Annotated in this window: 26 protein-coding genes and 1 riboswitch; of the genes, 8 read left to right on the top strand and 18 right to left on the bottom strand. The window is 39.4% G+C overall.

Annotated features, from left to right (window positions below; genetic code table 11):
* Positions 1-29 precede the first annotated feature (29 nt).
* On the top strand, positions 30-230 hold the full coding sequence (locus tag ACNJYY_RS02550; protein ID WP_153238164.1) for a DUF3311 domain-containing protein: 201 nt from the start codon (positions 30-32) through the stop codon (positions 228-230).
* A complete protein-coding gene (locus ACNJYY_RS02545) occupies positions 231-1,733 on the top strand; it encodes a sodium:solute symporter family protein (RefSeq protein WP_416730440.1) in 1,503 nt (500 codons plus the stop codon).
* Between the two features lie 246 nt (positions 1,734-1,979).
* Here ACNJYY_RS02545 and ACNJYY_RS02540 read toward each other — a convergent pair whose 3' ends face one another.
* Positions 1,980-2,960 (bottom strand): spermidine synthase, encoded by a 981-nt coding sequence (locus ACNJYY_RS02540; protein WP_416730439.1) that lies wholly within the window; start codon positions 2,958-2,960, stop codon positions 1,980-1,982.
* 141 nt (positions 2,961-3,101) lie between these two features.
* Between ACNJYY_RS02540 and ACNJYY_RS02535 the strand changes: the two genes are divergently transcribed.
* Both ACNJYY_RS02535 and ACNJYY_RS02530 read left to right on the top strand, forming a co-directional pair.
* Positions 3,102-3,863 carry a ferritin-like domain-containing protein gene (locus ACNJYY_RS02535; protein WP_416730438.1) on the top strand — a complete coding sequence of 254 codons (762 nt, stop codon included), beginning with the start codon at positions 3,102-3,104 and terminating at the stop codon, positions 3,861-3,863.
* A 12-nt stretch (positions 3,864-3,875) separates the two neighbouring features.
* Entirely contained in the window at positions 3,876-4,553 is a 678-nt protein-coding gene (locus ACNJYY_RS02530) for a peroxiredoxin (protein WP_416730437.1), read from the top strand.
* Positions 4,554-4,597: 44 nt separating this feature from the next.
* On the opposite strand, the gene ACNJYY_RS02525 is transcribed toward ACNJYY_RS02530, so the two are convergent.
* From ACNJYY_RS02525 to ACNJYY_RS02510, 4 genes are all read right to left on the bottom strand, one after another.
* Positions 4,598-4,963 carry a YbaN family protein gene (locus tag ACNJYY_RS02525; protein WP_416730436.1) on the bottom strand — a complete coding sequence of 122 codons (366 nt, stop codon included), beginning with the start codon at positions 4,961-4,963 and terminating at the stop codon, positions 4,598-4,600.
* A gap of 30 nt (positions 4,964-4,993) precedes the next feature.
* A complete protein-coding gene (locus tag ACNJYY_RS02520; RefSeq protein WP_416730435.1) occupies positions 4,994-5,476 on the bottom strand; it encodes an acyl-CoA thioesterase in 483 nt (160 codons plus the stop codon).
* Between the two features lie 160 nt (positions 5,477-5,636).
* Positions 5,637-5,817, bottom strand: a riboswitch (cobalamin riboswitch).
* A 42-nt stretch (positions 5,818-5,859) separates the two neighbouring features.
* Positions 5,860-6,663, bottom strand: coding sequence for a cytochrome c oxidase assembly protein (locus tag ACNJYY_RS02515; RefSeq protein ID WP_416730434.1), 804 nt, complete (start codon positions 6,661-6,663; stop codon positions 5,860-5,862).
* Entirely contained in the window at positions 6,656-7,153 is a 498-nt protein-coding gene (locus ACNJYY_RS02510) for a DUF2243 domain-containing protein (protein WP_416730433.1), read from the bottom strand. Before ACNJYY_RS02510 ends, ACNJYY_RS02515 begins: the two co-directional genes overlap by 8 nt.
* A 178-nt stretch (positions 7,154-7,331) precedes the next feature.
* Between ACNJYY_RS02510 and ACNJYY_RS02505 the strand changes: the two genes are divergently transcribed.
* Positions 7,332-8,459 carry an MGDG synthase family glycosyltransferase gene (locus ACNJYY_RS02505; protein WP_416730432.1) on the top strand — a complete coding sequence of 376 codons (1,128 nt, stop codon included), beginning with the start codon at positions 7,332-7,334 and terminating at the stop codon, positions 8,457-8,459.
* Between the two features lie 360 nt (positions 8,460-8,819).
* Here ACNJYY_RS02505 and ACNJYY_RS02500 read toward each other — a convergent pair whose 3' ends face one another.
* From ACNJYY_RS02500 to ACNJYY_RS02465, 8 genes are all read right to left on the bottom strand, one after another.
* A complete protein-coding gene (locus ACNJYY_RS02500; RefSeq protein ID WP_416730431.1) occupies positions 8,820-9,032 on the bottom strand; it encodes a hypothetical protein in 213 nt (70 codons plus the stop codon).
* Between the two features lie 112 nt (positions 9,033-9,144).
* The gene (locus ACNJYY_RS02495) at positions 9,145-10,512 is read right to left on the bottom strand and encodes a GH1 family beta-glucosidase (RefSeq protein ID WP_416730430.1); all 1,368 of its coding nucleotides are present in this window, start codon (positions 10,510-10,512) and stop codon (positions 9,145-9,147) included.
* A gap of 15 nt (positions 10,513-10,527) precedes the next feature.
* The gene (locus ACNJYY_RS02490; protein ID WP_416730429.1) at positions 10,528-11,430 is read right to left on the bottom strand and encodes a carbohydrate ABC transporter permease; all 903 of its coding nucleotides are present in this window, start codon (positions 11,428-11,430) and stop codon (positions 10,528-10,530) included.
* 3 nt (positions 11,431-11,433) lie between these two features.
* Positions 11,434-12,333 carry a carbohydrate ABC transporter permease gene (locus ACNJYY_RS02485; protein WP_416730428.1) on the bottom strand — a complete coding sequence of 300 codons (900 nt, stop codon included), beginning with the start codon at positions 12,331-12,333 and terminating at the stop codon, positions 11,434-11,436.
* Positions 12,334-12,399: 66 nt separating this feature from the next.
* On the bottom strand, positions 12,400-13,710 hold the full coding sequence (locus tag ACNJYY_RS02480) for an ABC transporter substrate-binding protein (protein WP_416730427.1): 1,311 nt from the start codon (positions 13,708-13,710) through the stop codon (positions 12,400-12,402).
* A gap of 102 nt (positions 13,711-13,812) precedes the next feature.
* Positions 13,813-14,823: a LacI family DNA-binding transcriptional regulator gene (locus ACNJYY_RS02475; protein ID WP_416730426.1), complete on the bottom strand. Its 1,011-nt coding sequence runs from the start codon at positions 14,821-14,823 to the stop codon at positions 13,813-13,815.
* 142 nt (positions 14,824-14,965) lie between these two features.
* Positions 14,966-16,207, bottom strand: a complete 1,242-nt coding sequence (locus ACNJYY_RS02470) for a helix-turn-helix domain-containing protein (RefSeq protein ID WP_416730425.1) — start codon at positions 16,205-16,207, stop codon at positions 14,966-14,968.
* Positions 16,208-16,357: 150 nt separating this feature from the next.
* Positions 16,358-18,103, bottom strand: a complete 1,746-nt coding sequence (locus ACNJYY_RS02465; protein WP_416730424.1) for a M4 family metallopeptidase — start codon at positions 18,101-18,103, stop codon at positions 16,358-16,360.
* Between the two features lie 226 nt (positions 18,104-18,329).
* On the opposite strand from ACNJYY_RS02465, the gene ACNJYY_RS02460 reads away from it, so the two are divergent.
* The 3 genes from ACNJYY_RS02460 to ACNJYY_RS02450 all read left to right on the top strand — a co-directional run bounded on the left by ACNJYY_RS02460 (position 18,330) and on the right by ACNJYY_RS02450 (position 20,172).
* Positions 18,330-18,962 carry a DUF4047 domain-containing protein gene (locus ACNJYY_RS02460; RefSeq protein ID WP_416730423.1) on the top strand — a complete coding sequence of 211 codons (633 nt, stop codon included), beginning with the start codon at positions 18,330-18,332 and terminating at the stop codon, positions 18,960-18,962.
* The gene (gene sipW / locus ACNJYY_RS02455; RefSeq protein ID WP_416730422.1) at positions 18,931-19,476 is read left to right on the top strand and encodes a signal peptidase I SipW; all 546 of its coding nucleotides are present in this window, start codon (positions 18,931-18,933) and stop codon (positions 19,474-19,476) included. The genes ACNJYY_RS02460 and sipW overlap by 32 nt, the downstream gene beginning before the upstream one ends.
* An 81-nt stretch (positions 19,477-19,557) precedes the next feature.
* The gene (locus ACNJYY_RS02450) at positions 19,558-20,172 is read left to right on the top strand and encodes a TasA family protein (protein ID WP_197222916.1); all 615 of its coding nucleotides are present in this window, start codon (positions 19,558-19,560) and stop codon (positions 20,170-20,172) included.
* 72 nt (positions 20,173-20,244) lie between these two features.
* Here ACNJYY_RS02450 and ACNJYY_RS02445 read toward each other — a convergent pair whose 3' ends face one another.
* The 5 genes from ACNJYY_RS02445 to ACNJYY_RS02425 are packed head-to-tail and all read right to left on the bottom strand — an operon-like array spanning position 20,245 to position 24,075.
* On the bottom strand, positions 20,245-21,345 hold the full coding sequence (locus tag ACNJYY_RS02445) for a threonine aldolase family protein (protein ID WP_416730421.1): 1,101 nt from the start codon (positions 21,343-21,345) through the stop codon (positions 20,245-20,247).
* A 16-nt stretch (positions 21,346-21,361) separates the two neighbouring features.
* Positions 21,362-22,069, bottom strand: coding sequence for a hypothetical protein (locus ACNJYY_RS02440; RefSeq protein ID WP_416730420.1), 708 nt, complete (start codon positions 22,067-22,069; stop codon positions 21,362-21,364).
* The gene (locus tag ACNJYY_RS02435; protein ID WP_416730419.1) at positions 22,066-22,809 is read right to left on the bottom strand and encodes a hypothetical protein; all 744 of its coding nucleotides are present in this window, start codon (positions 22,807-22,809) and stop codon (positions 22,066-22,068) included. Before ACNJYY_RS02435 ends, ACNJYY_RS02440 begins: the two co-directional genes overlap by 4 nt.
* A complete protein-coding gene (locus ACNJYY_RS02430) occupies positions 22,790-23,692 on the bottom strand; it encodes an ABC transporter ATP-binding protein (protein ID WP_416730418.1) in 903 nt (300 codons plus the stop codon). Before ACNJYY_RS02430 ends, ACNJYY_RS02435 begins: the two co-directional genes overlap by 20 nt.
* Entirely contained in the window at positions 23,689-24,075 is a 387-nt protein-coding gene (locus ACNJYY_RS02425; RefSeq protein WP_416730417.1) for a GntR family transcriptional regulator, read from the bottom strand. Before ACNJYY_RS02425 ends, ACNJYY_RS02430 begins: the two co-directional genes overlap by 4 nt.
* Positions 24,076-24,093 lie beyond the last annotated feature (18 nt).

The raw sequence follows: 24,093 nt of genomic DNA, 5'->3' as shown, positions 1-24,093 counted from the left end.
AAAAACACCACAGAAGGGACACATGCAGCATGAAGAAATTCTTATTGATCGTATTGATTTCCGCTCCATTTATCGCACAACTGGTCGTTCTACCGTTCGTAAACAGGATCGACCCTATCATTTTCGGACTACCGTTTCTTCAGTTTTGGTTGTTTTTGTGGATTGTTCTAACTCCTTTTTGCACATTAGGAATCTATCAACTTCAGAAATCAGAAGGGAGCCTGGATTAAATGCAGCAAGGTAATCTTACAGCACTATCTATCACGATTTTTATTATCTTAACGGTCGTTCTGATCGGCTTTCTTGCCGGCAGGGACAAAGCTACCCGAAGTTCTGTTGAAGAGTGGTCTGTTGGCGGAAGACGCTTTGGCGGCCTACTCGTCTGGTTTCTAGTCGGTGCCGACCTTTACACAGCTTATACGTTCTTAGGTTTAACGAGTACCGCTTACACAGCCGGAAGTCTCGCATTCTTCGCGATTCCCTACTCGGTTTTGGCCTATTTTATCTCTTATTTTTTCCTTCCAAAGTTATGGAAAGTGGCAAATGAGCATAAGTTAACCACTCTAGCAGACTATGCTCGTGAACGTTTTGACTCTAAGCTATTATCTTCACTCATCGCCATCGTCGGCGTACTCATGCTGATTCCGTATATCTGTTTGCAGCTGAGTGGTATTCAAGATACGCTTCAGGTTGCTGGGACAGGCTTTATCAATGTAAAAGTGGTCGTGATCACCTCTTTCTTGCTTGTTGCACTGTATACATTTTTCAGTGGGATCAAAGGACCGACTTATACAGCAATCATTAAAGATGTTCTAGTGTGGGCAATCATGTTATTCATGGTCGTGTCTCTTCCAATCATGCACTTTGGCGGCTGGAATCCTATGGTTGATAAAATCGTAACGGAAGCTCCTCACCTCTTAACGATCCCAGAGTCTGGGCCAAAAGGTGTTACATGGTTCATCACAGCAGCTTTTGTATCATCACTTGCTCTTTTTATGTGGGCACATGCGGCAACAGGCGTTTTCACAGCAAAAAGTGCAGATGCCATTCGAAAAAACGCACTGTTTCTGCCGCTTTATAATATCGTTTTAATTCTTGTTGTTTTCCTTGGATTCATTGCTTTTCTTGTTTTACCAGATGGGACGGATCCTAGGTTTGCTCTTCTTGCATTGATCCAAACGTCTTATGGTGGAATCGGTCAGGGATTAGCGTACTCTACTATCGCACTCGCATCACTCATTCCCTGCTCCATCATGGCGATCGGTGCATCGAACCTATTTGCAAACAACATTTATCGTGACCTCATCAATCCGAAAGTAAAAGGACCGAAACTAACGATGATTACTCGCGGCATGGTTTTCGTTGTTATCGGACTTGCCTTATTGTTCGGTCTTGTGTTTCCACAAGCACTCGTTTCCCTACAGTTGCTTGGTGTATCTGGAATGGTTCAGATTTTCCCCGCAATCGTTATCAGCTTATTCTGGAGAAATCAGTCTAGAGAAGCTACCATTATTGGCCTGATTGTAGGACTCGCGGTTACCTTCACAGTCTACTCAACAGGTACAAGTCTTGGAATCTATGAAGGTTTCTGGGGATTGATGGCTAACTTTGCAACGGTAGTTGTATTGAATCCGATCTTCGTTAAAAAAGCGAAGCATTCATCAAACGCTGTAAAGAATTACTTGTTCGATCAGTCAACAAAAGAAGAACAACTTGTACGAAAAGGTGCATAACTCTTACTCTATATAAAAGAAAAAAAGCTTGAGTCCGAAATCTATAGGACTCAAGCTTTTTTCGTGCTTGCCGCTCATACTAAACGCTTAGGAGCCTGATTCTGCTCCCGATAATACTGCATCTTCCGATTGAATCGTAATCCTAACACTATAAATTATATGGCGTACTCAAATATGCCTCCAAGATAAACCTTATAATTTCAATAACGAGAAAAACACTAAAAAGTTACACAAGTGCTATCTATATCAATTATTTAATTCTCTTCTTACAATATCCAGAAGGACGGTGTTCTCATCTGTCTGAACATCGCCTTGATCACCAGAATTAATCAAGTAATAAGGCAGTTCCAACACATCCCTCAGTCTGCCTTCCGTTAAGAATGGCGTAGTAACTTTTAATTGGATATCCCCCGGCTCTAAAGGAAGTGTTGAAGCAAGGATATAACCCCAATCTACACCTGTCTTGTTTGAGAAATTATGAAATGGAATTGTGAAGAATCCGCATTCTTTTAACGTCTTTTCAATGCTCCACATATATTCTGGCATCAAGTTGACGGTTGAACAGGCAATGGATAGTACACCACCAGGGTTTAAGTGTTCTTTTAACTCATGATAAAACTCTAATGAAAACAACCGGGATAGACTCGGGCATCTTTCAGTCGGTTCTGGTATGTCCACAATGATTACGTCCCAGGTTTCCAGGCTTTGTTCTACAAAACGTCTTCCATCTTCAGTCTTCGTTCTCACTTTTTGATGGTTTAATGCACCTTCATTAAATGACACTAATCGATCGAAGCTTTTTCCAAGATTCATCATCTCTACATCAATATCGACTGCAATAATTTCTTCAACTTCTTCGTAACGTAAAACCTCTCGCACACTGATTCCGCCTCCGCCACCGATGATTAAGACGCGTTTCGCCTCTTTTGCTGCCGCCATCGGAACATGTACGATCACTTCTGCATACTCATTCTCATCCTGTTTTGTACCAAACATGATCTCACCATTGCTATAAACCCATACTTCTTCTCCGACTTCGACCAGTGCAATTTTTTGTGTCGATGTTTTAAATGTTTGCAGCACTTTGAAAGTTTGATGGGGTCTTTGGCTATCATTTATATACATTTTTAGAGAACCTTTTCCCCATAGGATCCAATAAAAATAGACACCTGCTTCCACTATAAAAACTGCGGCTACACCAATCGCTAGCCACATGAGCTCATCCACTATGAACACTCCTTATTTTGAACAAGTTATATTCACATTTCTATTCATTCATAGAACATGTGGTGTTGAAAAACTTGTACATAAGCAAAATTTAGGCGTCTGCATAGAATAAGGCGACAATCAATTTTTGGAGGTTATCTTATGAGCTATATGAATCCACAACAGCAGCAACAAGACAGCGGACAGCAACAGAGTGATGGGCAGCAGCAAGCACTTCAACTGTCTCTGCAACTCATCAGGGAAGCTGTTGCTGGCGAAAGAGAAGATGAATTATTTTACGATTACTTAATTTCTGAAGCACCAACGAACGAACAAAAGTTAATCATCGCATCTATTCGAGATGATGAGAAAAGACACAACAAGCTTTTCAGAATGATATACAGAGATCTTACGGGCCAAGAGGTTCCACCAGTGAACGGAGAAGAGTTTCAAAAACCAAAATCCTATAAAGACGGCCTTGTAAAAGCGCTGTTTGGGGAACTTGCTGCTGTCGAGAAATATCGCGTTATTCGCCAAGGACTTCCTAATACGTATTATCGAGATATCCTCTTTAACATCATTACAGATGAAATTAAACACAGTGCAAAGTACAACTATTTATTCACCTTAAACAGTACATCATCCTCTCCGCGTTCTTTTCAACAAGAACACCGAATGCCACAAACAGAGAGCTTAGCGGATCAATGGGTTTCGTACATTGACCCACTTGTCAAAAGAGCTTTAAAAGAGACCGAAGAAGGCATTAATCTTACTCATCTCTATCAGGAATTTATCTTATCTGGTGTTCTTGTCGGTCAAGGGTTCACACCTGAACAAGCAATCGAACAAGTCGAAGATTGGGAAAAAACAGGTGAATCTCAGCTATTGAAAAAGAGCAAGATGATGGGAAACCAGTTAAGATAGGAGAAGAGAGGGATGGAATCTACACAAATATATTCAAAGCCTTTTATTGGCGATCAATTTCCGGAGATGACGGTTCATACAACCCTTGGGGATCTTGTCCTCTCAACAAGCTATCAAGGTCATTGGTTTGTCCTCTTTAGCCATCCAGGTGACTTTACACCCGTGTGTACAACAGAGTTCGTAGCGTTTCAAAAGCTCATGCCTGAGTTTACAAAGCTCAACACTTACTTAATCGGATTATCTGTAGAACAAGTGTACTCTCACATAAAGTGGATAGAATGGATTCAGCAGAATTTGAAAGTAGAAATTACTTTTCCGATTATTGCAGATAGTCTTGGGAGGATTGCTACTAGACTCGGAATGATCCACCCTACGATGGGAACAAGAACAGTAAGAAGTGTTTATATCGTAGATCCGACAGGCAAGATTCGTCTTATGCTGACGTATCCAGAGAATGTGGGTCGTAATATCAACGAGATTCTCAGAGCGGTTAAGGCGTTGCAGACAGCAGATCGAAATAAAGCTGCAACACCCGCGAACTGGCCGACAAACGAACTAGTCGGTGACCGTCTGATCGTTCCAGCACCTACAACCATACAAGAGGCAAAAAAACGTGCAGAACAAGCACAAAGTGGAGAGATTGAGTGCTACGACTGGTGGCTATGTACAAAGCCACTTCATGACAGATAAAGAGAGCAGCCTTTGATTAGGCTGCTCTCTTTATGTTCACACATCTATGCCGTTTTAATTTTTACGATAAAATAATAATACTTATACATCACAACAAGAATTAAGATTACTCTTACGATCATGCTGTCAGTAAGGATAAAAGTGATTAAAATCATTGAGTCTGAAAACAGACTGATCATGATCTTTTTCTTTTTAGTGAGCGAGCGATTTCTTACAAAATCATCGAGATGTTTTTTATAAATGTCGGTTCCTTTAAACCACACTTCAAACTTTTTGGAACCTTTTACGAAAAAATAAGACGCGAGTAATAAAAGAGGTGTTGTAGGAAGCAACGGCAACACAATTCCAATCACGCCTAAACCAAGGAAAAAGAACCCCAATGCTACAAATATGATGTTTTTAATTTTCATTGGAATTCTCACTTCCTTTATTTTTCAAACTTAAACTGTACCGTTCACATTTTTATATAACAAACGCCGTTCTTTCCTTAGTGGAGCTTCTTTAAAGAATGCTTCTTCCTCTTCTGTCTCAGGAATGACACTTGGTACCGGAAACGGCTTACCGTTTTGATCGATGGCGACCATCGTTAAGATCGATGTAGTATTCAGCGTTCTATGTCCCGTCTCTAGATTTTGACACTCTACTTTTACGTAAACTTCCATCGACGTTCTTCCGGTTGAGATCACTACACCTTCTAATATGAGGATGTCTCCCACTTTAGCTGACGATAAGAAGTTTACATTATCAATGGATGCGGTGACAACCACTTTCTTGCTGTGCTTCATGGCGGCAATCGCTGCAATCTCATCAATGTACGATAAAACGGTACCACCAAATATTGTGCCCATGTGATTCGTATCAGGGGGCAATACCAACTTTGTTTGAATCGTTCTCGAGATGTTTGCTGATAACTGCTCTTCCATACCATTCCCTCTTTCTGAAGCTTGAAAGCTCCTCTTTTTTTTTTGAGGGAGTTAGTGACAAAGAAAAATACCCATCACAAAAGACGGGTACGTAAGAATACATAACAGAATGATAGATCTATTAAATATCCCTCGTCCTATCTTCCCAACTCCCGAAGAAGATCAACGCTATAAATATGGCAGGTCTCCTGACTCGTGCATCAGCCTACTCTAAGCCCTTCCCGTCAGATTGACAGTGGTTTTTGCTTATTTCGTCAGCACTTACAGTTGCGGGTACAGTTCTGGTCTTGCACCAGATTCCCTATTAAGCCTTAACAGACACCATAAATATCGGATCTTATGAAATTTTGAATCTCTCTTATTGTACCATTCAACGAATACATTCAAAGATTCATTTTATGAGGTACTGGAAATGAACGCGGTCGAGCAGCCTTATACCATTGCAAACACAGTATAAATATAAGAACAAGATCTACAAGATCACCACCATAATACATGAGCATACTCCCATCTTCAGCTTGTTTTAGTGGCACCCCTGCAGGAGGGTTACCGTATATATATTTTGATAGAATTCCATGCCCTGCTAAGGCGATGACCAGTACGAAAGAACGGTACCAGTAAGAATGATTAGGAGCAGTCGGTTCAATGGATAGAATAGATGCTGTAAAAAGATAGCCTGCTATAAATAAATGAAGGTGAATAAACACGAACAACCAAAGATATTGGTGCATAAGCATATAAAGGTCAGTCGTATATAAAAGCCATAACCCTCCTATATTCAGGGTGGCCGCTATGAAAGGATTCATAAGAACATGTATAAATCTCATTTTTAATAAAGAAGTAAGTCTTCTAGCTTTTGAAACTGATAAAGCACGTAGAAGTAGAGTAAGAGGATGAGCCATTACTATAAATAATGGCGCAATCATACCAAGTAACAAATGACTGAACATATGAGCTATGAAACTAACATGTGCCTTTTCTGCTAAAGGTCCTATTATAGAAACAGCCGCACAAAACATACCTATTGCCATACATAAGCTTCGATACAGAGGCCAAGTCCTTCTACCGCTATTACTTTTTATAACCATCTTAATATAAAGTAAAAAAATGGAGGTAACGAGTAAGATGAGACCAACACTTACGAATTCAGAATTCATTACATGGCTAACATGATGGTGATCATGCATGGTTCGCGTCCTTGTCCCTTCGATTCGTACGAAGAGTAATCACTAGACCGGCTATAATCATGATCAGAGCAGTAATATTCCAAACCCAATCATATATATAAACATTCTCCACATAGCGAATTTGATGAATACGCCAAACCTTGTGCTGAATCGTACCGTCGAAAAACTGGAAAATACCAGCTCCCAGCAGTACGCCACCCCACCATCTTGTCAGCCACAGTGCACTTCGTCTGCGAAGATCTGCAAAAAGAAATAGACCTCCAATTGTCGCAAACCAGCTAAAAGCATGAAAAAGTCCATCCGAGACTAAGCCGATGCTCGTTGTTGACTTATCATAAAAATGGTGCCAATGCAGCAACTGATGAAAAACAGCTTCGTCAAAAAAAGCAACAAAACCAAGGCCAAACAAGTAACCTGAAATCGTATTCCTCGTTTTAAAATGATATCGATTTTCATTGGCATCTGAACGTGTCATAGGTTCTGCTCCCATTACATACCTCCTAGTTTTTCATTCTATTTGTATGTATTGCCTATCTCAGACGGGGTCAACCATATTACTAGAAATTTCTTACTAAGATTTTTTTCTTTTACAAAACCTTTTAACCCTCTTCATATTACGTTTAAATTTCCCTGCTATGCTTTTATTAAAAGACTGGGGAGGTTTTCTAATGATACGTCCAACAGCATTAATCCTTACAGCTAACTATGGCAGCGGCCATGTTCAAGTGGCTAATGTCCTCGCTGAAGAACTAAGAAACAAAGGATTTCAACCTGTCATATCAGATTTGTTTGGGGAAGCTCACCCCATCATGTCCCAAGTCACACAATCGATATTTATCAAAAGCTTTTCACACGGTTCTTCTTTTTATAAATGGTTCTATTATGGAACAAACAAATTGAATGCCAATACGATTACACAATTTTCACGGTATTTAGGAAGAAAAAGATTCTTAGAATTGATCAATGAACACCAACCCCGTTTTGTGATAACGACCTTTCCTCTTCATGCCGCTCCATTTCTTATAAAAAAATCACGGTATAATATCCCCATCTATACCGTAATCACTGATTATTTCGCTCATCCTTTTTGGATCAATCCTTCAATTGATCATTATTTTGTTGCATCTCCTTCAGTCAAAATCGGACTGATTAAACACGGTGTGGATGTAGATAGAATTACAGTCAGCGGTATTCCGATCCGTACAGAATTCTATTCTGCCATTGATAAAAAGGACGTGTTTGCTAAATACGGTATTTCGCCTAGCAACCGGGTAGTGACGATACTAGCTGGTGCTCAAGGTGTGCTGAAAAATGTTAAGGTTCTAGCTCAGCGTCTTTTAAACGATCCTTCTTTACGAGTGATTGTAATCTGCGGCAAAAACAAGGCGTTGTTTGAAAAGTTAACACCATTAGCGGAGCAATATCCTGGCTCTTTCCGACTTTTCGGTTACGTAGATAAACTTCATGAAGTCTTAAAGATTTCACATTGCTTAGTAACCAAGCCAGGCGGCATCTCCATTACTGAAGCTGCTGCTGTAAGAGTTCCACTCATCCTTTATAAGCCCGTTCCAGGTCAAGAAGGAGAAAACGCTAAGTATTTTAAAGAAAAGGGCGGGGCATTAATTGCTCGCTCCGCAGATGAAATCGCGGAAAACGTACAGAGATTATTTGATAACGAAGCTTTGCTGAGTGGCATGCAGAGAAGTTTACAACTCATTCACCAGGCTCAATCTTCTACATTGATTGCTGATTATGCTATTGAAGATTTACAAGAGCTGTCTCAAGTTACACGGTAAATTATTAATGGATACAACATCTCACATCTGTAATCAAATAAATGTTTCATAAAAGAAGTTTGCAAATATTTTATGAAGACATAAAAAAACCTGTTTCTTACTTATACCATGTGGGGTATCAAGGCTTCTAATTCGAGAAATTTTGGAATAATCCTAGAAATTTTCGATTTATTCCGGCGAGTTTCACCCATAAATCGGCGAGTCGACATACCTCGACAAGTCTACACTAACCATATACCCCCTACCTCAACATCGCAAAGCAAAGTTAACTCATTCACTCACCCATGCTTTCATACACACTCCAAACAAATAAACGGGCAGATTCGCTATCATCTGCGATTCTGCCCGTTCTATAAAACTTCAATCTTCCTTAGCACCGTCTTCCGCAATGGCTCGAAGGTCCGCATAGAAAAAATCATCATTACATAAAGGAGAGTGTTCCTTTTTGTTATCATAGTTCTCAACGATTTCCTTTAGCTCACCGGTGTCACCTTTTGCGTTAATGATCTCAACGAGCTCGTTCAAGCCCTCAGTTGTTTCTTCGTCTATTCGTTCCTCATTCTTATCCTTCATATCTATCCCTCCTATACGCTTTTAGCTTCCCCAACCTGGAAAATTTTACACAAACAAAAAAGCCCCGATCATAGGTCAGGACTTCAATGGTTATTATTATCTTAAAAATAAATTAGCTTACTGAAATAGTATCCTTTTCTTTGTTGCTGTTATTGGTTCCTCTGTTTTTCACGATTTCTGCATAACGGTAAGCGCTATCTTTCCAGATTCGCTCTTGAGAATCAAAGTCTACATAGATGATTCCAAATCGTTTGTCATAACCGAAGCTCCACTCAAAGTTATCCATGAGAGACCAAAGGTAGTAGCCTTCAATATTCATGCCTTCATCATTCAGATCAGAAACCGCTTGAAGGTGCTTTTCGATATAATTGACACGGCCATGATCGTGAACGCGACCGTTCTCTAGCACATCATCAAACGCTGCACCATTCTCTGTAATATAGATTGGGAGATCTGTATACTCTTTTCTCAGCCTTCTGATCAGGTCTTTAAACTCTTCTGGCGCGATATCCCAGCCAATGCCAGTTTTCTCATAATCAGAATGAGCTCCCCTATGTAAGAAGTCATTCGCAGCAGAGAATTCAACAATGCCTCGGCTATAATAGTTGATGCCAAAGAAATCACAAGAAGTTGAGATGATCTCCATATCTCCTGCTTTAATAAAATCATACGAATGAACGTATTTAGAGAACAGGTTCATCATATCAACAGGATACTGCCCTTTAAAAACAGGATCTAAGAACCAGCGATTAGAATAACCGTCAGCATTATTCGCTGCAAGCTGATCGTTTACAGAATCTGTTTTTGCATAGATCGGGGAAAGGTTTAACGTAATACCGATCGGTGTTTTGGATTGAAGCTCATTCTTTAAATATTGGACTGCTTTTCCGTGAGAAAGAAGCATATGGTGTACCGCTTTAACCGCTTCGTCCATGTTCGTATGTCCTGGCGCATGAAAGCCTTGATGGTAGCCTAAGAAACCGGCACACCACGGCTCGTTATGCGTAATCCATGAGTCAACCTCTGCATCAAGCTCTTGAAAGCAGACCTTTGCTAAATCCATAAACCAATCTACTGATTCACGGTTCACCCATCCGCCTTCCTCATGCGCCCATAGTGGAAGATCCCAGTGATAAAGCGTGATCGCAGGTTTGATTCCTTCTTCACGTAAACGCTGGATCAATTTTTTGTAGAAGTCCATACCCTCTGCATTCAACACGCCTTTATCAGGAAAAATACGTGGCCAGGAAACTGAGAAACGATACGTTTCTACGCCAAGCTTCTTAATCTGCTGAATATCTTCTTCAAAACGGTAATAATGATCACACGCTACGCTTCCATTATGCTGTTGATATACTTTTCCAGGCGTATCACAGAACGTATCCCAGATTGAAAGTGTTCTTCCGCCTTCAAGACGAGCTCCCTCAATTTGATAAGAAGATGTTGCTGTACCAAACACGAATGACTTATTAAAATGCATAACTGTTTCTCTCCTCTATTCTTTGATAGATCCTGCTGAAATGCTGTTGACGATATATTTTGATAAAAATAGGAAAGCTACCATGATCGGTACCACGGAGATGGCGATCCCTAAATACATGGAACCTAAGTTTTGAGCTACTTGTGAACCTTTCAAGAAGCCCATCAAAACAGGAAGTGTGAACTTTTCAGGTGAGAATAATACAACTAACGGCATGATGTAGTTGTTCCATGACCCGATAAACGTAAAGATCGACATGGTCGCGATCGCTGGCATCATGATTGGAATCGCAATCGTATGAAAGATTTTAAATTCACTTGCGCCATCGATCCGTGCCGCCTCAATCAAACTTGGATGCAGCGTTGTTAAAATGTACTGGCGCAAGAAGAACACCACGAAAGGACTCGCTGCTGCCGGAATGATCAATGGAATATACGTATCTAATATCCCTAAGTTTTTACATAGTTCATAAAAGCCGATTAACCCTAACTGGCCTGGGAACATCATCATCACTAACATGAAAACGAACATCGCATTCTTGCCCTTAAACACGTAGAACGCAAATCCATAAGCCGTTAATGCTGAAAAGTAACCCGACAATAACGTCACAAGAACTGAGATGAATAAGCTGTTCTTAAAACCAGCCCAAATATTGATGTAGCTCATCATCGTTTGATAGTTTTCAACTAACGCACTCCCAGGAATTAGAGTAAAGCCTGAAAGAATAGCTTCATTTGAGCGTGTAGCGTTAACAAGCATCATTAAGAACGGAATGAAGCATACGATGGCCATAGCGATCAATAAAGCATAGATCAAAAGTTTTGGTATGCTGATTTTCCGCTTCGGTTTTGTTTCTATAACACTTTTCTTTTCAACAGAATTTGAAAGGCTATTATCTACCGCTGTTTTTCCTATCATGCTTTACACCTGCCTTGGTTGTTTACGTTCTTTCCCATACATCCCTTTGAAAATAAAAGCAGAGAAGATGAGCGTTATAACAAATAATCCGTATGCTACTGCAGCAGCGTACCCGTAATTGTTATACTTGAAGGCTTGATTGTATAAATAGAGCACCATCGTATTCAATGAGCCATCTGGTGATCCTATTCCATCTGTTAAAAGCATCGGTAGATCAAACAATTGAAGACCTCCAATGAGCGAGGTAATCATGATATAAAGCAGGATAGGCTTTAAGAGCGGAATCGTAATCTTTGAAAACGTCTGCCAGCGATTTGCACCATCGATCAATGCTGCTTCGTAGTAGTCCTTCGATATGCCAGAAACCCCTGCCATTACGACGATAAATGAGTGACCAAACCACATCCACGTTAAGATCAATGAGACAGATAGCTGTGCACTCGTTGGTTCGTTCAGCCAGTTGATCGGATCTGAGATGATTCCTAGCTTCATTAACATCATGTTTAATGATCCGTGCTGCCAATCTAGTAAAATACCGAATAATAGAGCAACCGAACTGATCGTAATTAGATTCGGAAGATAAAAGATTGATCGAAAAAATGCGATTCCTTTTAACTTAACTCTCATATCTGAAAAGATCATAGCTAGAATAAGAGCAAGTCCCATTTGAAGCGCAAAGTTCACACCCCATATTTTCCATGTGTTAAAGAAGGCTTCTACAAAATAAGTGTCTGTAAGGAGTCGTTTATAGTTTGCTAGACCTACTACTTGGGCTTCCCCACTGCCTGTATAATTGGTAAAGCTATAATAAAAGGTTAGGGCGACCGGATATATACTGAACACTAAGAAGACGAGCCAAAATGGAGCAATAAAAAAATAGCCATAACGGTTTAAATTTTTCATCTCTCCTCCCCCTTTCAATAGATAGGCCAGTGGCGAGGAAATGTTTCCCGCCACCGTCCATAAAACTTATTTTTTCGGTACTTTTATGTCTGGATATGCATTTTGTGCTTTTTGATAGAACTCTTTAATCGCTTCTTTTTTAGATTTCTTACCTGTTACATATTGCTGAACAGCATTTCCGTAGAGCGTATCTAGCTGTTGATCGTATTTCGTCACGATTCCTGGTGTGATCTTAGTAGATTGATCTAAGAAGAATTGATAATTGTTCTGTCCACCCAAAAACTTGTCGCTAAAGTCGTCTTTAATCGTCTCTGTTACAGGTAGATATGAAAGAACATCTCCAGTTTCTTTACTCCAAGATGTCAAGAACTCATCATCTTGTGTCATCATTTTCACAAATTTATAAGCAAGTTCTTTATTATCCGATTTGTTGTAAACCCCAAGCCATGTTCCACCCCAGAAATAAGGGCTCGGACCGCTCGTTACTGCCCAGTCACCAACAGATTCCTTAACGTTCGTTTTCAGGACGCTATGTAATCCCCATGTAGGAAGAACATATGAAAATACTTGAGTTTCTTTTTCCTTGCCACCTTCTTTTACCTTGATTGGCTTATCCATGCCTTCAAACCAAGATGGTGACCATTCAGGTGCTAGAGCTGTGTATTGATTATCACGAAGCTTTTTCGAGTAATCCATGTACGCCATTTTTTCTTCTGTAAGCTGAAGCTCATTTTTGTCGTTTACCCAAGGCTGTGGATTGTCACCTTGTGTGAACCAGCGAATAGCTCCCTCATCTGGAAACATACTATAGCCTTTTGACTTCATCTTATCTGCTACTTCAAACACCTTATCCATAGAGCTCATCATTTCACCAACTTGAGTTGGATCGTCCGTTCCTAATACTTCCTTTGCAATGCTTCGCTTATAATAGATACCTCCTGGCGTTGTTTGCCAAGAAAGAGCGCGTACATCGCCATCTTTATCTTTGCCAAGGTCAAATACGTAAGGTACATACTTATCAGAAAGCTCATCTGCGTTATAAGGCTTTTCAGATAAGTTCTCCCAATAACCTGCATCTACCCATTGTTTTAAGAAAGCGATCTCGCCCGTGAAAACGTCAGGAGCTCCAACACCACTCTCAAGTACAGGCTTTAACTTTGTCGGGTAGTCAGCGATCGGAACGATCGTTAACTCCACTTTTACGCCGTTCTTTTCCTCAAATGTTTTGATCGGTTTCTTTAATTCATCTGTAAACGACCAGATTCTTAAATCAACATCTTTTTTTCCATTACCTGAAGTCTTTGAATCACTTGAACAACCTGCGAATAATCCCACCAACAAAATTGCTGCCAAAAAGATACTTAATTTCCTTTTCATGTACAAACCCCTTCCTTCTTTAAAATTTATAGAGCGAAAGCGGTTTCGTTTTGTTCCAAAATAAATATTCGAAACCGCTTTCGAATTATCCTAAAAAAATTTTTATTTTTTTTGTGCGCATGATTCCCGAATGATTAGTTCAACTGGTATACGCTTGGATGTAATTAGTTTTTTCTTCTGAATAATTTGTTTCATCAATAACTTTGCTGCTTGGTATCCAATCATATCCGTATCTTGCTTAATCGTCGTTAACTTCGGCGTAATGTATGCAGCCATCTCAATATCATCATATCCAATGATAGAGATATCTTCGGGAACGCTTAGACCCTTCTCTTTTATGGCTTCAATAGCACCGATTGCCATATGATCTCCTGCAACAAATACCGCTGTAGGTACATCATCCAGCATCAACAGTTTTTCCATAGCCGCTTTGCCTTCACCGATTGAGAACAATCCACCGTTGATCAGATAGCCATCATGAATCGGCAGGTTCAACTCATTCATCGCTTTTTTAAATCCTTTGATTCTTTCTGCACCTGCATCCGTTAAAGCATCGCCAGCGATATGAGCGATCTTTGTATGACCAAGTGAATGCAAGTAGTTTACTGCGAGCTTTCCACCTTCAATATTATCCGAGAACACAAGACTGCAGTTCTGTTTGTTCATATCTATAACAACGATAGGAATCGTGCTGTTTATCATCTCTTGTACTTGCGGATCTTGTGGATCAGAACAGATTACTACTATGCCATCAACAGCACGGTAAGAAAAGTGTTCCAAATAGCTGATATCCCGATTACGCAGATTTCTTGAAGCGAAGATCAGATCATATCCCTCTCGTTCTGCATTCTTTCTGAAACTTTCTATTATCGCACTAAAGAAAGGATGTTTCATTCCTACTTCATTCGACTCAGAAAACATCACACCAATCGTCCAAGACTTTTTTGTAGAAAGCGATTGTGCATGCGCATTAGGCAGATATCCCATTTCTTCGACAGCTGCTAGAATTTTTTGCTTCGTTTTTTCACTCACATCAGAATAGTTATTGAGTGCTTTTGAGACGGTTGTCGTTGAAAAACCCGTCTTTTTTGCAATGTCATAAATTGTAGCCATTGTTATCTCCTCTTTACCGAAAGCGCTTTCGTTAATTGAAATTATAACTGACGCGAAAATAACTTTCAATATAAATTTTCTAACTTTTTTGAACAAAAAAAGACAGGGGACTTTGTATCCGACCTATCTTGCATGACTTTTATTAATCTTTAGCTAAAAAAAGTGCCGAAATTTCAACTGCTTTCTCGTACTGCTTCGTGTCGGCATAATAGTGATATAGCTGCTTTCCAAACTTTTCGATCCTGCTGAATTGATTATGAGCTTGAAAAAATGGCAGAGCTATATTTTCTAAGTAACTGAAATAAGCTTCTGTCTCACCCTTTATTAAAAATAAGTGAAGTTGAAACAAATGCAGATATAAAGGGTGTTTTAACATTCTGGCTGCTGTTAATCCTTCTTCTGCGCTTTTTAAATTCTGCTTTTGAGACTGAATTTCCCCATCGATACAGTTGTCTAAAAAATTATACAATCTGTTCAAATAGATCGCTGTTTTTTTATCAGCCATCTTTAACGCTTTCTGGTAATAGATATGAGCATTTTTATAATCTTTTCTTTTGAAAAATTCAAGCCCTAGATTATGCAGAAGCATTCCGATAATACCAATTTCATTTAACGTTTCACTATCCTGAACCAACTGAAGATAACGGTCAACTTTTTGTTCAAAATCGTGTGGTGTTGCACATTCTATTTGCAGCAGCATGACTGATTCTGCTTGGATGGCTCTAGAGAAGTTATTGTTTCTCTTAAAATAGTCCACTGCTTTTTTTGCATTTATATATGCCATCGTTTTGGATTCAACCCATTGATAAGCCATCGCTAAATGATAACAGTATTCTTCATTTCCATAGGAGATCTTATCAATCGTACTCAAGAGCTCGATTGCTTTCCTACGATTCTCAACATGAAAATTGTTGTACTTCTGCAAGAAGTAGATTCCCTTTACATGCTTATACATATTGTACTCATAAGGAATCAGGTGTTCAGTTTGTATTCGCTTTAAAACCTCTGCTGCTTTTTGTGGCTCTTTTTTCAAAAGATAATAACGAGCAAGAACCAGCTGATAAAGTGCTGCATGTTTTGAGGATTGAACGATCGGAAATTGATCTAGTTCACTTTTTGTCTTCTCTACTTCTTTCATTCTTTGCATGATAATAGAGTTGTGCCATTGATGAAGTTTCTTCTCCATATCTTGAAAGAACTGCATCTCCTTCTGTATATCAATTTCTAGCCGCTTTGAGAATAACGCAATAATCTCCGTTGAGTACTTCGTCTGTCCCCGCTCAATTTTACTAACATGTGTTGTCGTACAGATATCTTTGCCCAGCTGCTCTTGAGAAAGTCCTCTTCTTTTACGATAAAATTTTATAATTTCTCCCTCAATCATATGTGTCTCTCCTCATGAACAAATGTTTAATGATAAAAGTTTCTTTCAAAATCATTTTTTTCCTTCTAAAGTCATGTTTTTAAGTCCTAATACCTACTATTTTTCCATAAAAAATCCACGAAAGAATACTCTCTCGTGGATCATACTGACTTATTGAGCCGTAACTCCAATCGCATCGTATGCCGCGATCACAGCTTTTGTTTCGGCAGATGGAGCTCCATTACGATCTGGATAAAGATCTCGAGCGGATTGGATCGCTGCCGCACGCATCTCTTTGAATCCGGATGACGGTACAAGATAGTTCGTTAAAGCACGGTAGTAGATCTTTTCTGTTTTTGAACGAGTGATACCCGTAACTTTAACTCCGTGGTGCTCTCCTCCCTCGGAGATGAGATAAGCTGCTTTATTGTTGATGGAGCTGTTAATATGAACCCCACCCTTATCCAGCTCGCCTAGGTAACGATCTTCATAATGATCAGGGTATGCATTGTCCTTTAATCCGTAAGCTGCAGGAAGTTTTCTGGTTTTAGGATTGCTCATGGAACGAAGTCCGCCATCACCTGGTACGTTTGGTGTGTAAATGTCTTCACCCAACTCCCACTCAGATGGACTAGTTAATCCGTGTGAATGCATTTCAGACAATGCACCGAAGATATCAGCTAGGGATTCATTAATCGCACCAGATTCTCCTTGATAAGTAAGGTTTGCGGTCTTAGAGATTACTCCATGTGTCATCTCATGACCAGCAACATCCATCGCACCTGCTAATGAACTGAACAGAATACCGTCACCATCTCCGTAAAGCATCTGCTTTCCGTTCCATGCTGCGTTGTTCCATTTAGATCCAATGTGAACCGTGCTTATGATCGGCATTCCGTTTCCATCAATACTGTTTCGCTTATGGATATTTTGGTAGTACGTATTTACTTTGATCGAGTTCGTATGAGCTGAAACTGCTGCTGGATCTGCAAAGAACGAAGTGCCTGTTTCTACTTCAAAACCGGAGAACCCAAAAAGTCCGGATAGTAAGATGAACGGTGTTTCACCCATTCGGTTCGCTTTATACGTATGAACCGGTACGATGTTAGGGTTTGTCGTTGTACCTCCTCCAATTGCCGCACCATGCAGATAGCTTTTTCCTGAGGCACTATCTTTTACAGCGATAAAGTTTTGAACTTTACCGAATAAATCTAATCCTCTTCCTGTAACCGGTGTGACTGCTGGAGCATCCGCTTCATGTACCGCGTTAAAGTGATCAACGATATCACCCGTCGTTGCATCTATAAAATAATGATAAAACCCAGGTGCAGGAACAGAAGTCGAAACTTTAACCAAGTACGTTAAGTAGTTTCTGCCTTCATGCGTATAGATTGTTAATTCTGTGTCTACACCGTCATACTGCTTAACTTCTCCAATCTCAGCAACTACTTGCTCTTTAGCCGTTCTTTCTGCATCTTCCTTCGCTATGGATGGATCTGTAGGAATAATAGATCGACTTAGTTTTTGAGTCACTTTTCCAAATGACGCATACACATTGTTGTTTGCGTCCAACGCAACGGTTTGTCCACTGCCATAGATCGGAATGCCGTTGTATTGCTCAACAGTTCGCACGTGGTATGTATTTGTGCTACTATCAGCAAACTCTTTAACGATCTTAAACTGCTCACCTATAGAAGATGTTGATCTCGCACCAACCTCAGAAACGACCTGTGATTGAAGATACGCTTTAACGATTTCAGCTTTACTCAACCCTTCAGGAGCTTGGAATAAAACAGTTGAAGGATTTGCATGTGCATTGGATCCAGGTAATGAAAATCCTCCAAGTGTAACGGACAGTGCTAGAACTGCTGGGATTACCACTTTTTTGTTCAATCGTTTTTGTCTTTTCTTTTTCAACCCATTCACCTCTTCATCAAATTGTGCTTCCGGAATAATTCCAATTATTAAGAACATTACAAAAGTGGTCAATTGGGTTAATTTTCACTGGGTTTTCAAGGTGTCATAGCGTTTGGAGGCTATTTTCGACAAAAAATGTCTATATTTTATCGATAAATTAACCCAATAACAATCTCGAACACATTCTGTAATAATAGGGTCAAATCACTAGACGAGGAGGGCTGATATGAAAGGCAAGCTTTATAAAGGGACTGTTCTATTGGGGTTATGCTCTCTATCTTTTTATTGTGGTGCTCAAATTACCGGTCAAACCGAAGCAGCCTTTTCAAGCCAAGCTCAAATAAAGCCTGTAAAACTTTCGGCTGCAGTTGTTTTTCCAGACACGGTGGAAAGCCTTAACGAAAAAGCTAACATCATTTATTCAAGAATAATCTCACTATACAAAACCCTTCCGAACGCTGCTGATGATGCAAGTTTGCAGGAGCTAAAACAAACCATTGAGGAAATTACAGGATTAGAACAAACACTTTACTCACTACTCCGTGATTTTGAAGATATACATAATGAGCTCTTAAACTATGAAGAGCAGGTGAAGAAACTAGATTCGAAGACATACCAATTTGTCTATGAAGGTTGTAATGAGACAAACGGATTGAGCAAAAAATTAAAAACGACAGTGGACCTACATTCTATTAAACAATTACACCATTCTATTGAAGCTCGTATTAACAAGTTAGAAGATGCCGAGGAAAAGATTGAAGAGCCTGTTAGATCCGCAGAGGTGAAGAATACTGATGATCTTATACAAAACGAAGGAGAAACAAAACATGACGAAAAAACTGTTGAAATTCACAACTAAACTAGCAAGCACCTCTTTTATTATGTTGCTCTGCTTACTTGCTTTTATCATCCTATCGTCACGTGTCTCAGGATCAGAACCTTCCGTTTTTGGTTATCAAATTAAAGCGGTATTATCCGGATCGATGGAGCCTATCTTTCAAACAGGATCTATCATCTCTATTAAACAGGCAGACGATACCACTACTTTTAAAAATGGCGATATTATCACGTTTCAAATGGAAGATAAGCTGATTACCCATAGAATCATCGATGTTGAAAATAAAAACGGACAAATCTCCTATCGCACAAAAGGGGATAACAATGACGGACCCGATATGTGGTCGGTTCCTGCAAATGATGTAATTGGAAGTTACTCGGGATTTACGGTTCCATATATCGGATATGCCTTAAATGTGACTCAATCTAAGGAGGCATCTGCTCTTTTGTTATTTATTCCTGGGTTCTTATTATTTAGTTCAGCTGTTTTTTCTATCGTAAAAGCAGCAAAAAAATTAGATGTGGAAAAAGCATAAACTTTGGTTAGCTCTCTATGTATATAATCATACATACGAGTTTAATAAATTTAGATTACATATCTATGGAGGTTGAGAAGAATGGGGTTTACGAAGACAATTAGCAAAGGCGTTATGACAGCTGCACTAGGATTATCTTTGATGGGAGGAGGAACGTTCGCTTACTTTAGTGACACGTTCGAAACGAAAAACACATTCGCTGCAGGTACGTTAGATCTATCCATCAATCCAAACGCTGTGGTTAACATTGATAACATTAAACCTGGGGATGAAGTGTACCGTGAATTTACGTTTGAGAATAAAGGATCTCTAGACATTTATCAAGTACTACTAGATACAAAGTATTCCATTGAAGATGCAAAATCAGATAATACGGATGATCTGGCAAACCACATCAAGGTAACCATCATGTACAATACGAGCAGCGCAACTGTCCCTGTTGTTGAGACAACATTGGCACAGCTAAAAGAAAAACAACCTGATCTTACCGCAATTGATGAATTTGTTGGCACAACACAGCGTCCGGATGGTATTCCTCCAGGTGAGAAAGAAAAAATGTTCGTATTGTTCCAGTTTGTTGATAATGGCGAAGATCAAAACCAGTTCCAAGGAGACAAGCTTAAAGTGGATTGGACGTTCAACGCGAAACAAGCCCCAGGTGCTTATAACGACGATACAGATCCAGAGAATAACTAAGTTTCAGAACAAGCTAGAACTGCTAACCTTAGCAGTTCTTTGCTGTTCTATCCTAAGTTACAACGTTATTAATTATACTAAAGTTCTTGTCTTCAACTTCTTATTCAGCAGTGTGAACGTCTTTTTCAGATCATTATTAGGTACTTCTAGATAATTGTCACCTAGACTTACCTCAAAGAAACAACGATTCTCACCATTCTCGCGAAGATGTCCAGTTAATCCAACTCCACTCTCACCATAAATGTCTGCCAAAATGCGTTCCATTTCATGTTTTGGTGCCTGAATATGAACATGAAACATATTTGAAACAGGCGTTATCGGAAGTGTGTGTATACCTTCACACGCGTTATAGAGTGCTGCTAATTCTTTTGCACCCTCATAATATTCTTCCATTTTTTCAACTCGTTGATCGAAATAGAAATCCGCGCTTATGATATATGGATAAAGACTGATCAAATCACCGCCATGACGTCTTTTCCAAACCTTTGATTTCTCAGTAAAGTCTTTTGGCCCTGCTAAGACTGCACCTGCGACTCCACCAATTCCCTTGTAGAAAGAAACATAAACACTATCAAAAAGAGCACAAACTTCAGCGGCCGTCTTTTTATAAAAGGGCAGAATTTCAAACAGTCTTGCTCCATCCAGATGAAGTTTTATTCCTTTTTCTCTGCAGTAATCAGAAGTAGCTTGTAACTCTTCAAAACTCGGCAGCTGGCCACCGATCTCTCGCTGAGGAAGTTCCAATAATAAACAAGAAACGTCTTCCTTCATGTTGACTACATCATCCAGTTTAATAATTTTATTAGGGTCACTAAGCAGCACAGGTTCAATGTGGTGAAGTTCTTTCAAACCATCTTCTTCGTGAATTTCCAAGTGGCATAAGGGATGATACGCAACTTTCCGAATTCCTTTTTCATCACACCAAATGCGCATCGCAATCTGTTGAGCCATCGTCCCACTCGGGAAAAATACAGCAGATTCTTTTCCTAAATAAGCAGCCATCTTTTCTTGAAAGCTATCAATGATGTGACCGCTGCCATACATATCACTTTCTTCCTGACCTGTTTGATTTGAAAGAGAATCTAACAGGACAGACACATCTCTTTTTCCGTGTCCGGTTACTTGGTATTTTGCATTTTTGTAGGTATCGATTAAAATGTTTTTGTTTTCCAACGTAACAAGCTCCCCTCTATTCATTTATCCAACTAATATCACCATTTATCTCAATATCGTTAGGGACTCTTAATAGAATAAAATCACGGCCGATCACAGAGCTGCGATTTTCTTGAGTAACGTGTCCTCCTTTAGAGAACTGACTGTATGCAAAGCCTGGTGAAAATCTCGAAAAGCTAACGGTCACTAGGTCTGGGTTATTTACGGTCAGCTGTTGTCCGTTTAACAAAAGCTCTGGGGAATGCACTTTATCTGTAAAATCCACCCCATCAATATAAGATCTTCCTACATGATACGTAGCCTCAATCTCACCATCATTTTGGCTTTTTCGCTCAGCGAAAACACTCATGATGCCTGTTTCCCCCTCTTTTAAAACAATGTCTAATGACTTTTCATTAAAAGGAAAAGACCATTTTTTCTTTTCAGAAAAAGCTTTATCTAAATCGACTACGTTTCCTGAGTACAAATTGTCTATCGCTTTCGTTTGAGCGTCTTCTATTTTAGTCATTTCTGCAGCCGTAGCAACTTTTTGATCACTCTTGTAGTTTGGAAGAACGCTTAATGAAATCACTGTAGCAATCGCTAGAATAATGGTATATCCCCCGAGGATCCAGCGAATTTTTTTTGTTCCTAAGCTTACTTTAGTATTTGATCTCATGATTCCAATTCCAAAAGCGACGATAATAAACACTATCAAAATTGGCAAGAAAGACATAATAATCATTTTCTTACCTCCATTCTGTTAGAGATCCCTAAGCTAGTCAGCAGTAAAATCGACGAAACGATAACTATTTTACAAATAAACAGAATAAAAGATGTTTCTTCTCCAAAAAACATGGTTACATTTACAAAAACCCTAGAATCGCCACCTATTCCATCCAAAATTAAGCCGCCAAACAAGATAGTAGGAATAATTAACAAGAAACCTTTATGCAGCTGAATTAAAATTCCAACAAGATATCCTGCGCTAGCAAATAGAAAAATATAAAGAATGGAAGTAATCATTCCCATGACGAATTCAGTAACCGTTAATGAATCAACGATGATTGAATAATTATCTTTGAAGTAAAAAGCTAAGATCTGAAACAGATGAGTAGAAAGATAAACCGTTATGCCTGCAAAAATACTAGCAGATAAGAGAAATAGAATGTTAGAAACTACGCTGATGGCACGATTGGTTACAAAAGAAAAATCGTCATACCGATACGCTCTCGTTGTAATTATGATCGCTGTTATGAACGCCCAAATCATCATAAAAATTAGGATGATATCACTCGTGTAATAGTAAAATTCGTAGCTTAATGAATTGGAGGTGCCACCACCCATCCCCGTACCATTAAAAGAAAAAAGAATCGCCAGCAGCTGGATCACGATTAACGACGTAAACACACCGAAATATGATTTCAGCTTATAGCGATATTGTTTCTTTACGATGTCCCAAGCCTTAACCTCTGCTAAATACATGATCAATCCCACCTTTTGTTTTACTTGTTAAATAACTGCAAATATCTTCTGCAGAAACTGGCGTGACTTCTAATCCTAACTGTCTAGCATCCTCCAACTCTTTTATTGAACGATCGTTTCTTATGACTGCGTTTGACATACTTGCGCCGATATCTTGCACTGAAATGGGTTCCATATTCTCAGTCCATTTCTCCACGTTAAACGTCTTCCCTCTCACGCCAATCGCGTACTCCTTTAATTGATCAATGGATAAGTGAAGACATTTTTCACCAGACTTAATAAGTAGAACATCCTCTAACAGATCTTCTACCTCATCTAATAGATGGCTAGAAAGAATAATCGTTCTTGGATAAGCGATGTATTCTTTTAATAACGCTCGGTAAAAGTCCTTTCGTGTCGCAGAATCCATTCCGCTTGTCGGTTCATCCATGATTGTCAGTGGGCAGCGTGCAGCTAAACCAACAATTATATTAAACGTGCTCTTCATTCCCTTTGAGAGATTTCCGTGATATTGACTTGGTTTAAAAGAAAAATAATCAAATAATTTTAAAGCTAAGTCGTGGTTCCAATTTGGGTAAAAACTTCCCGCTGTTTCAAGCAGTTCTTTTAATGTTAATCCTTGTGAGAAGCTCATCTCGTTATCGATGAAGATTGTATTGGCCGAAACCTTTAGATTATTGAACGGATTTTCAGAAAATACCTGTATGTCACCAGAAGAATGATGAAGATAACCTGCAATTATTTTTAATAAAGTTGTTTTTCCTGCTCCGTTCCTTCCGATCAAACCAGTAATCTTATTTTCCGCTATCCGAAAGGTCATATTTTGGATTGCTTTCGATCGACCATATTGTTTAGTCAGTTCATTACAAACGACAACATTCATGATTGCTCCTCCTTAATTCTTTGGTGCATATCCCTGATCATCGTTACAAGTTCTTCTTCTTCGACTTGCAACTGAATGGCTTCTTGCGCTAATTCGGTTACAAGTGAATGCAGCTTAGAACTCTTTCTTTTACCGAGGATAATCCTTCTTGCATCTGCCGCAACAAACATCCCTAATCCCCTTTTCTTATAAAGAACATTATCTTCAGCCAGCAAGTTTATGCCCTTCCCGGCAGTAGCTGGATTTACATTAAACATCTCAGCTAGTTGATATTGCGAATATATCTTTTCATCTGCTGAAATCGATTCGTTTAAGATCTCGTTCTCTAGCCATTCTGAAATCTGGACATAAATCGGTTTCATACTATCAGCATTTAGCAGCAAATGTACCTCACCTCCAAC

The sequence above is a fragment of the Fictibacillus tiangongensis genome (assembly GCF_048083785.1).
In the GTDB taxonomy this organism is placed as follows: Bacteria; Bacillota; Bacilli; order Bacillales; family Fictibacillaceae; genus Fictibacillus.
Note: the sequence above shows the minus strand (reverse complement) of the source record. Positions and strands in the feature narration are given on the sequence as shown.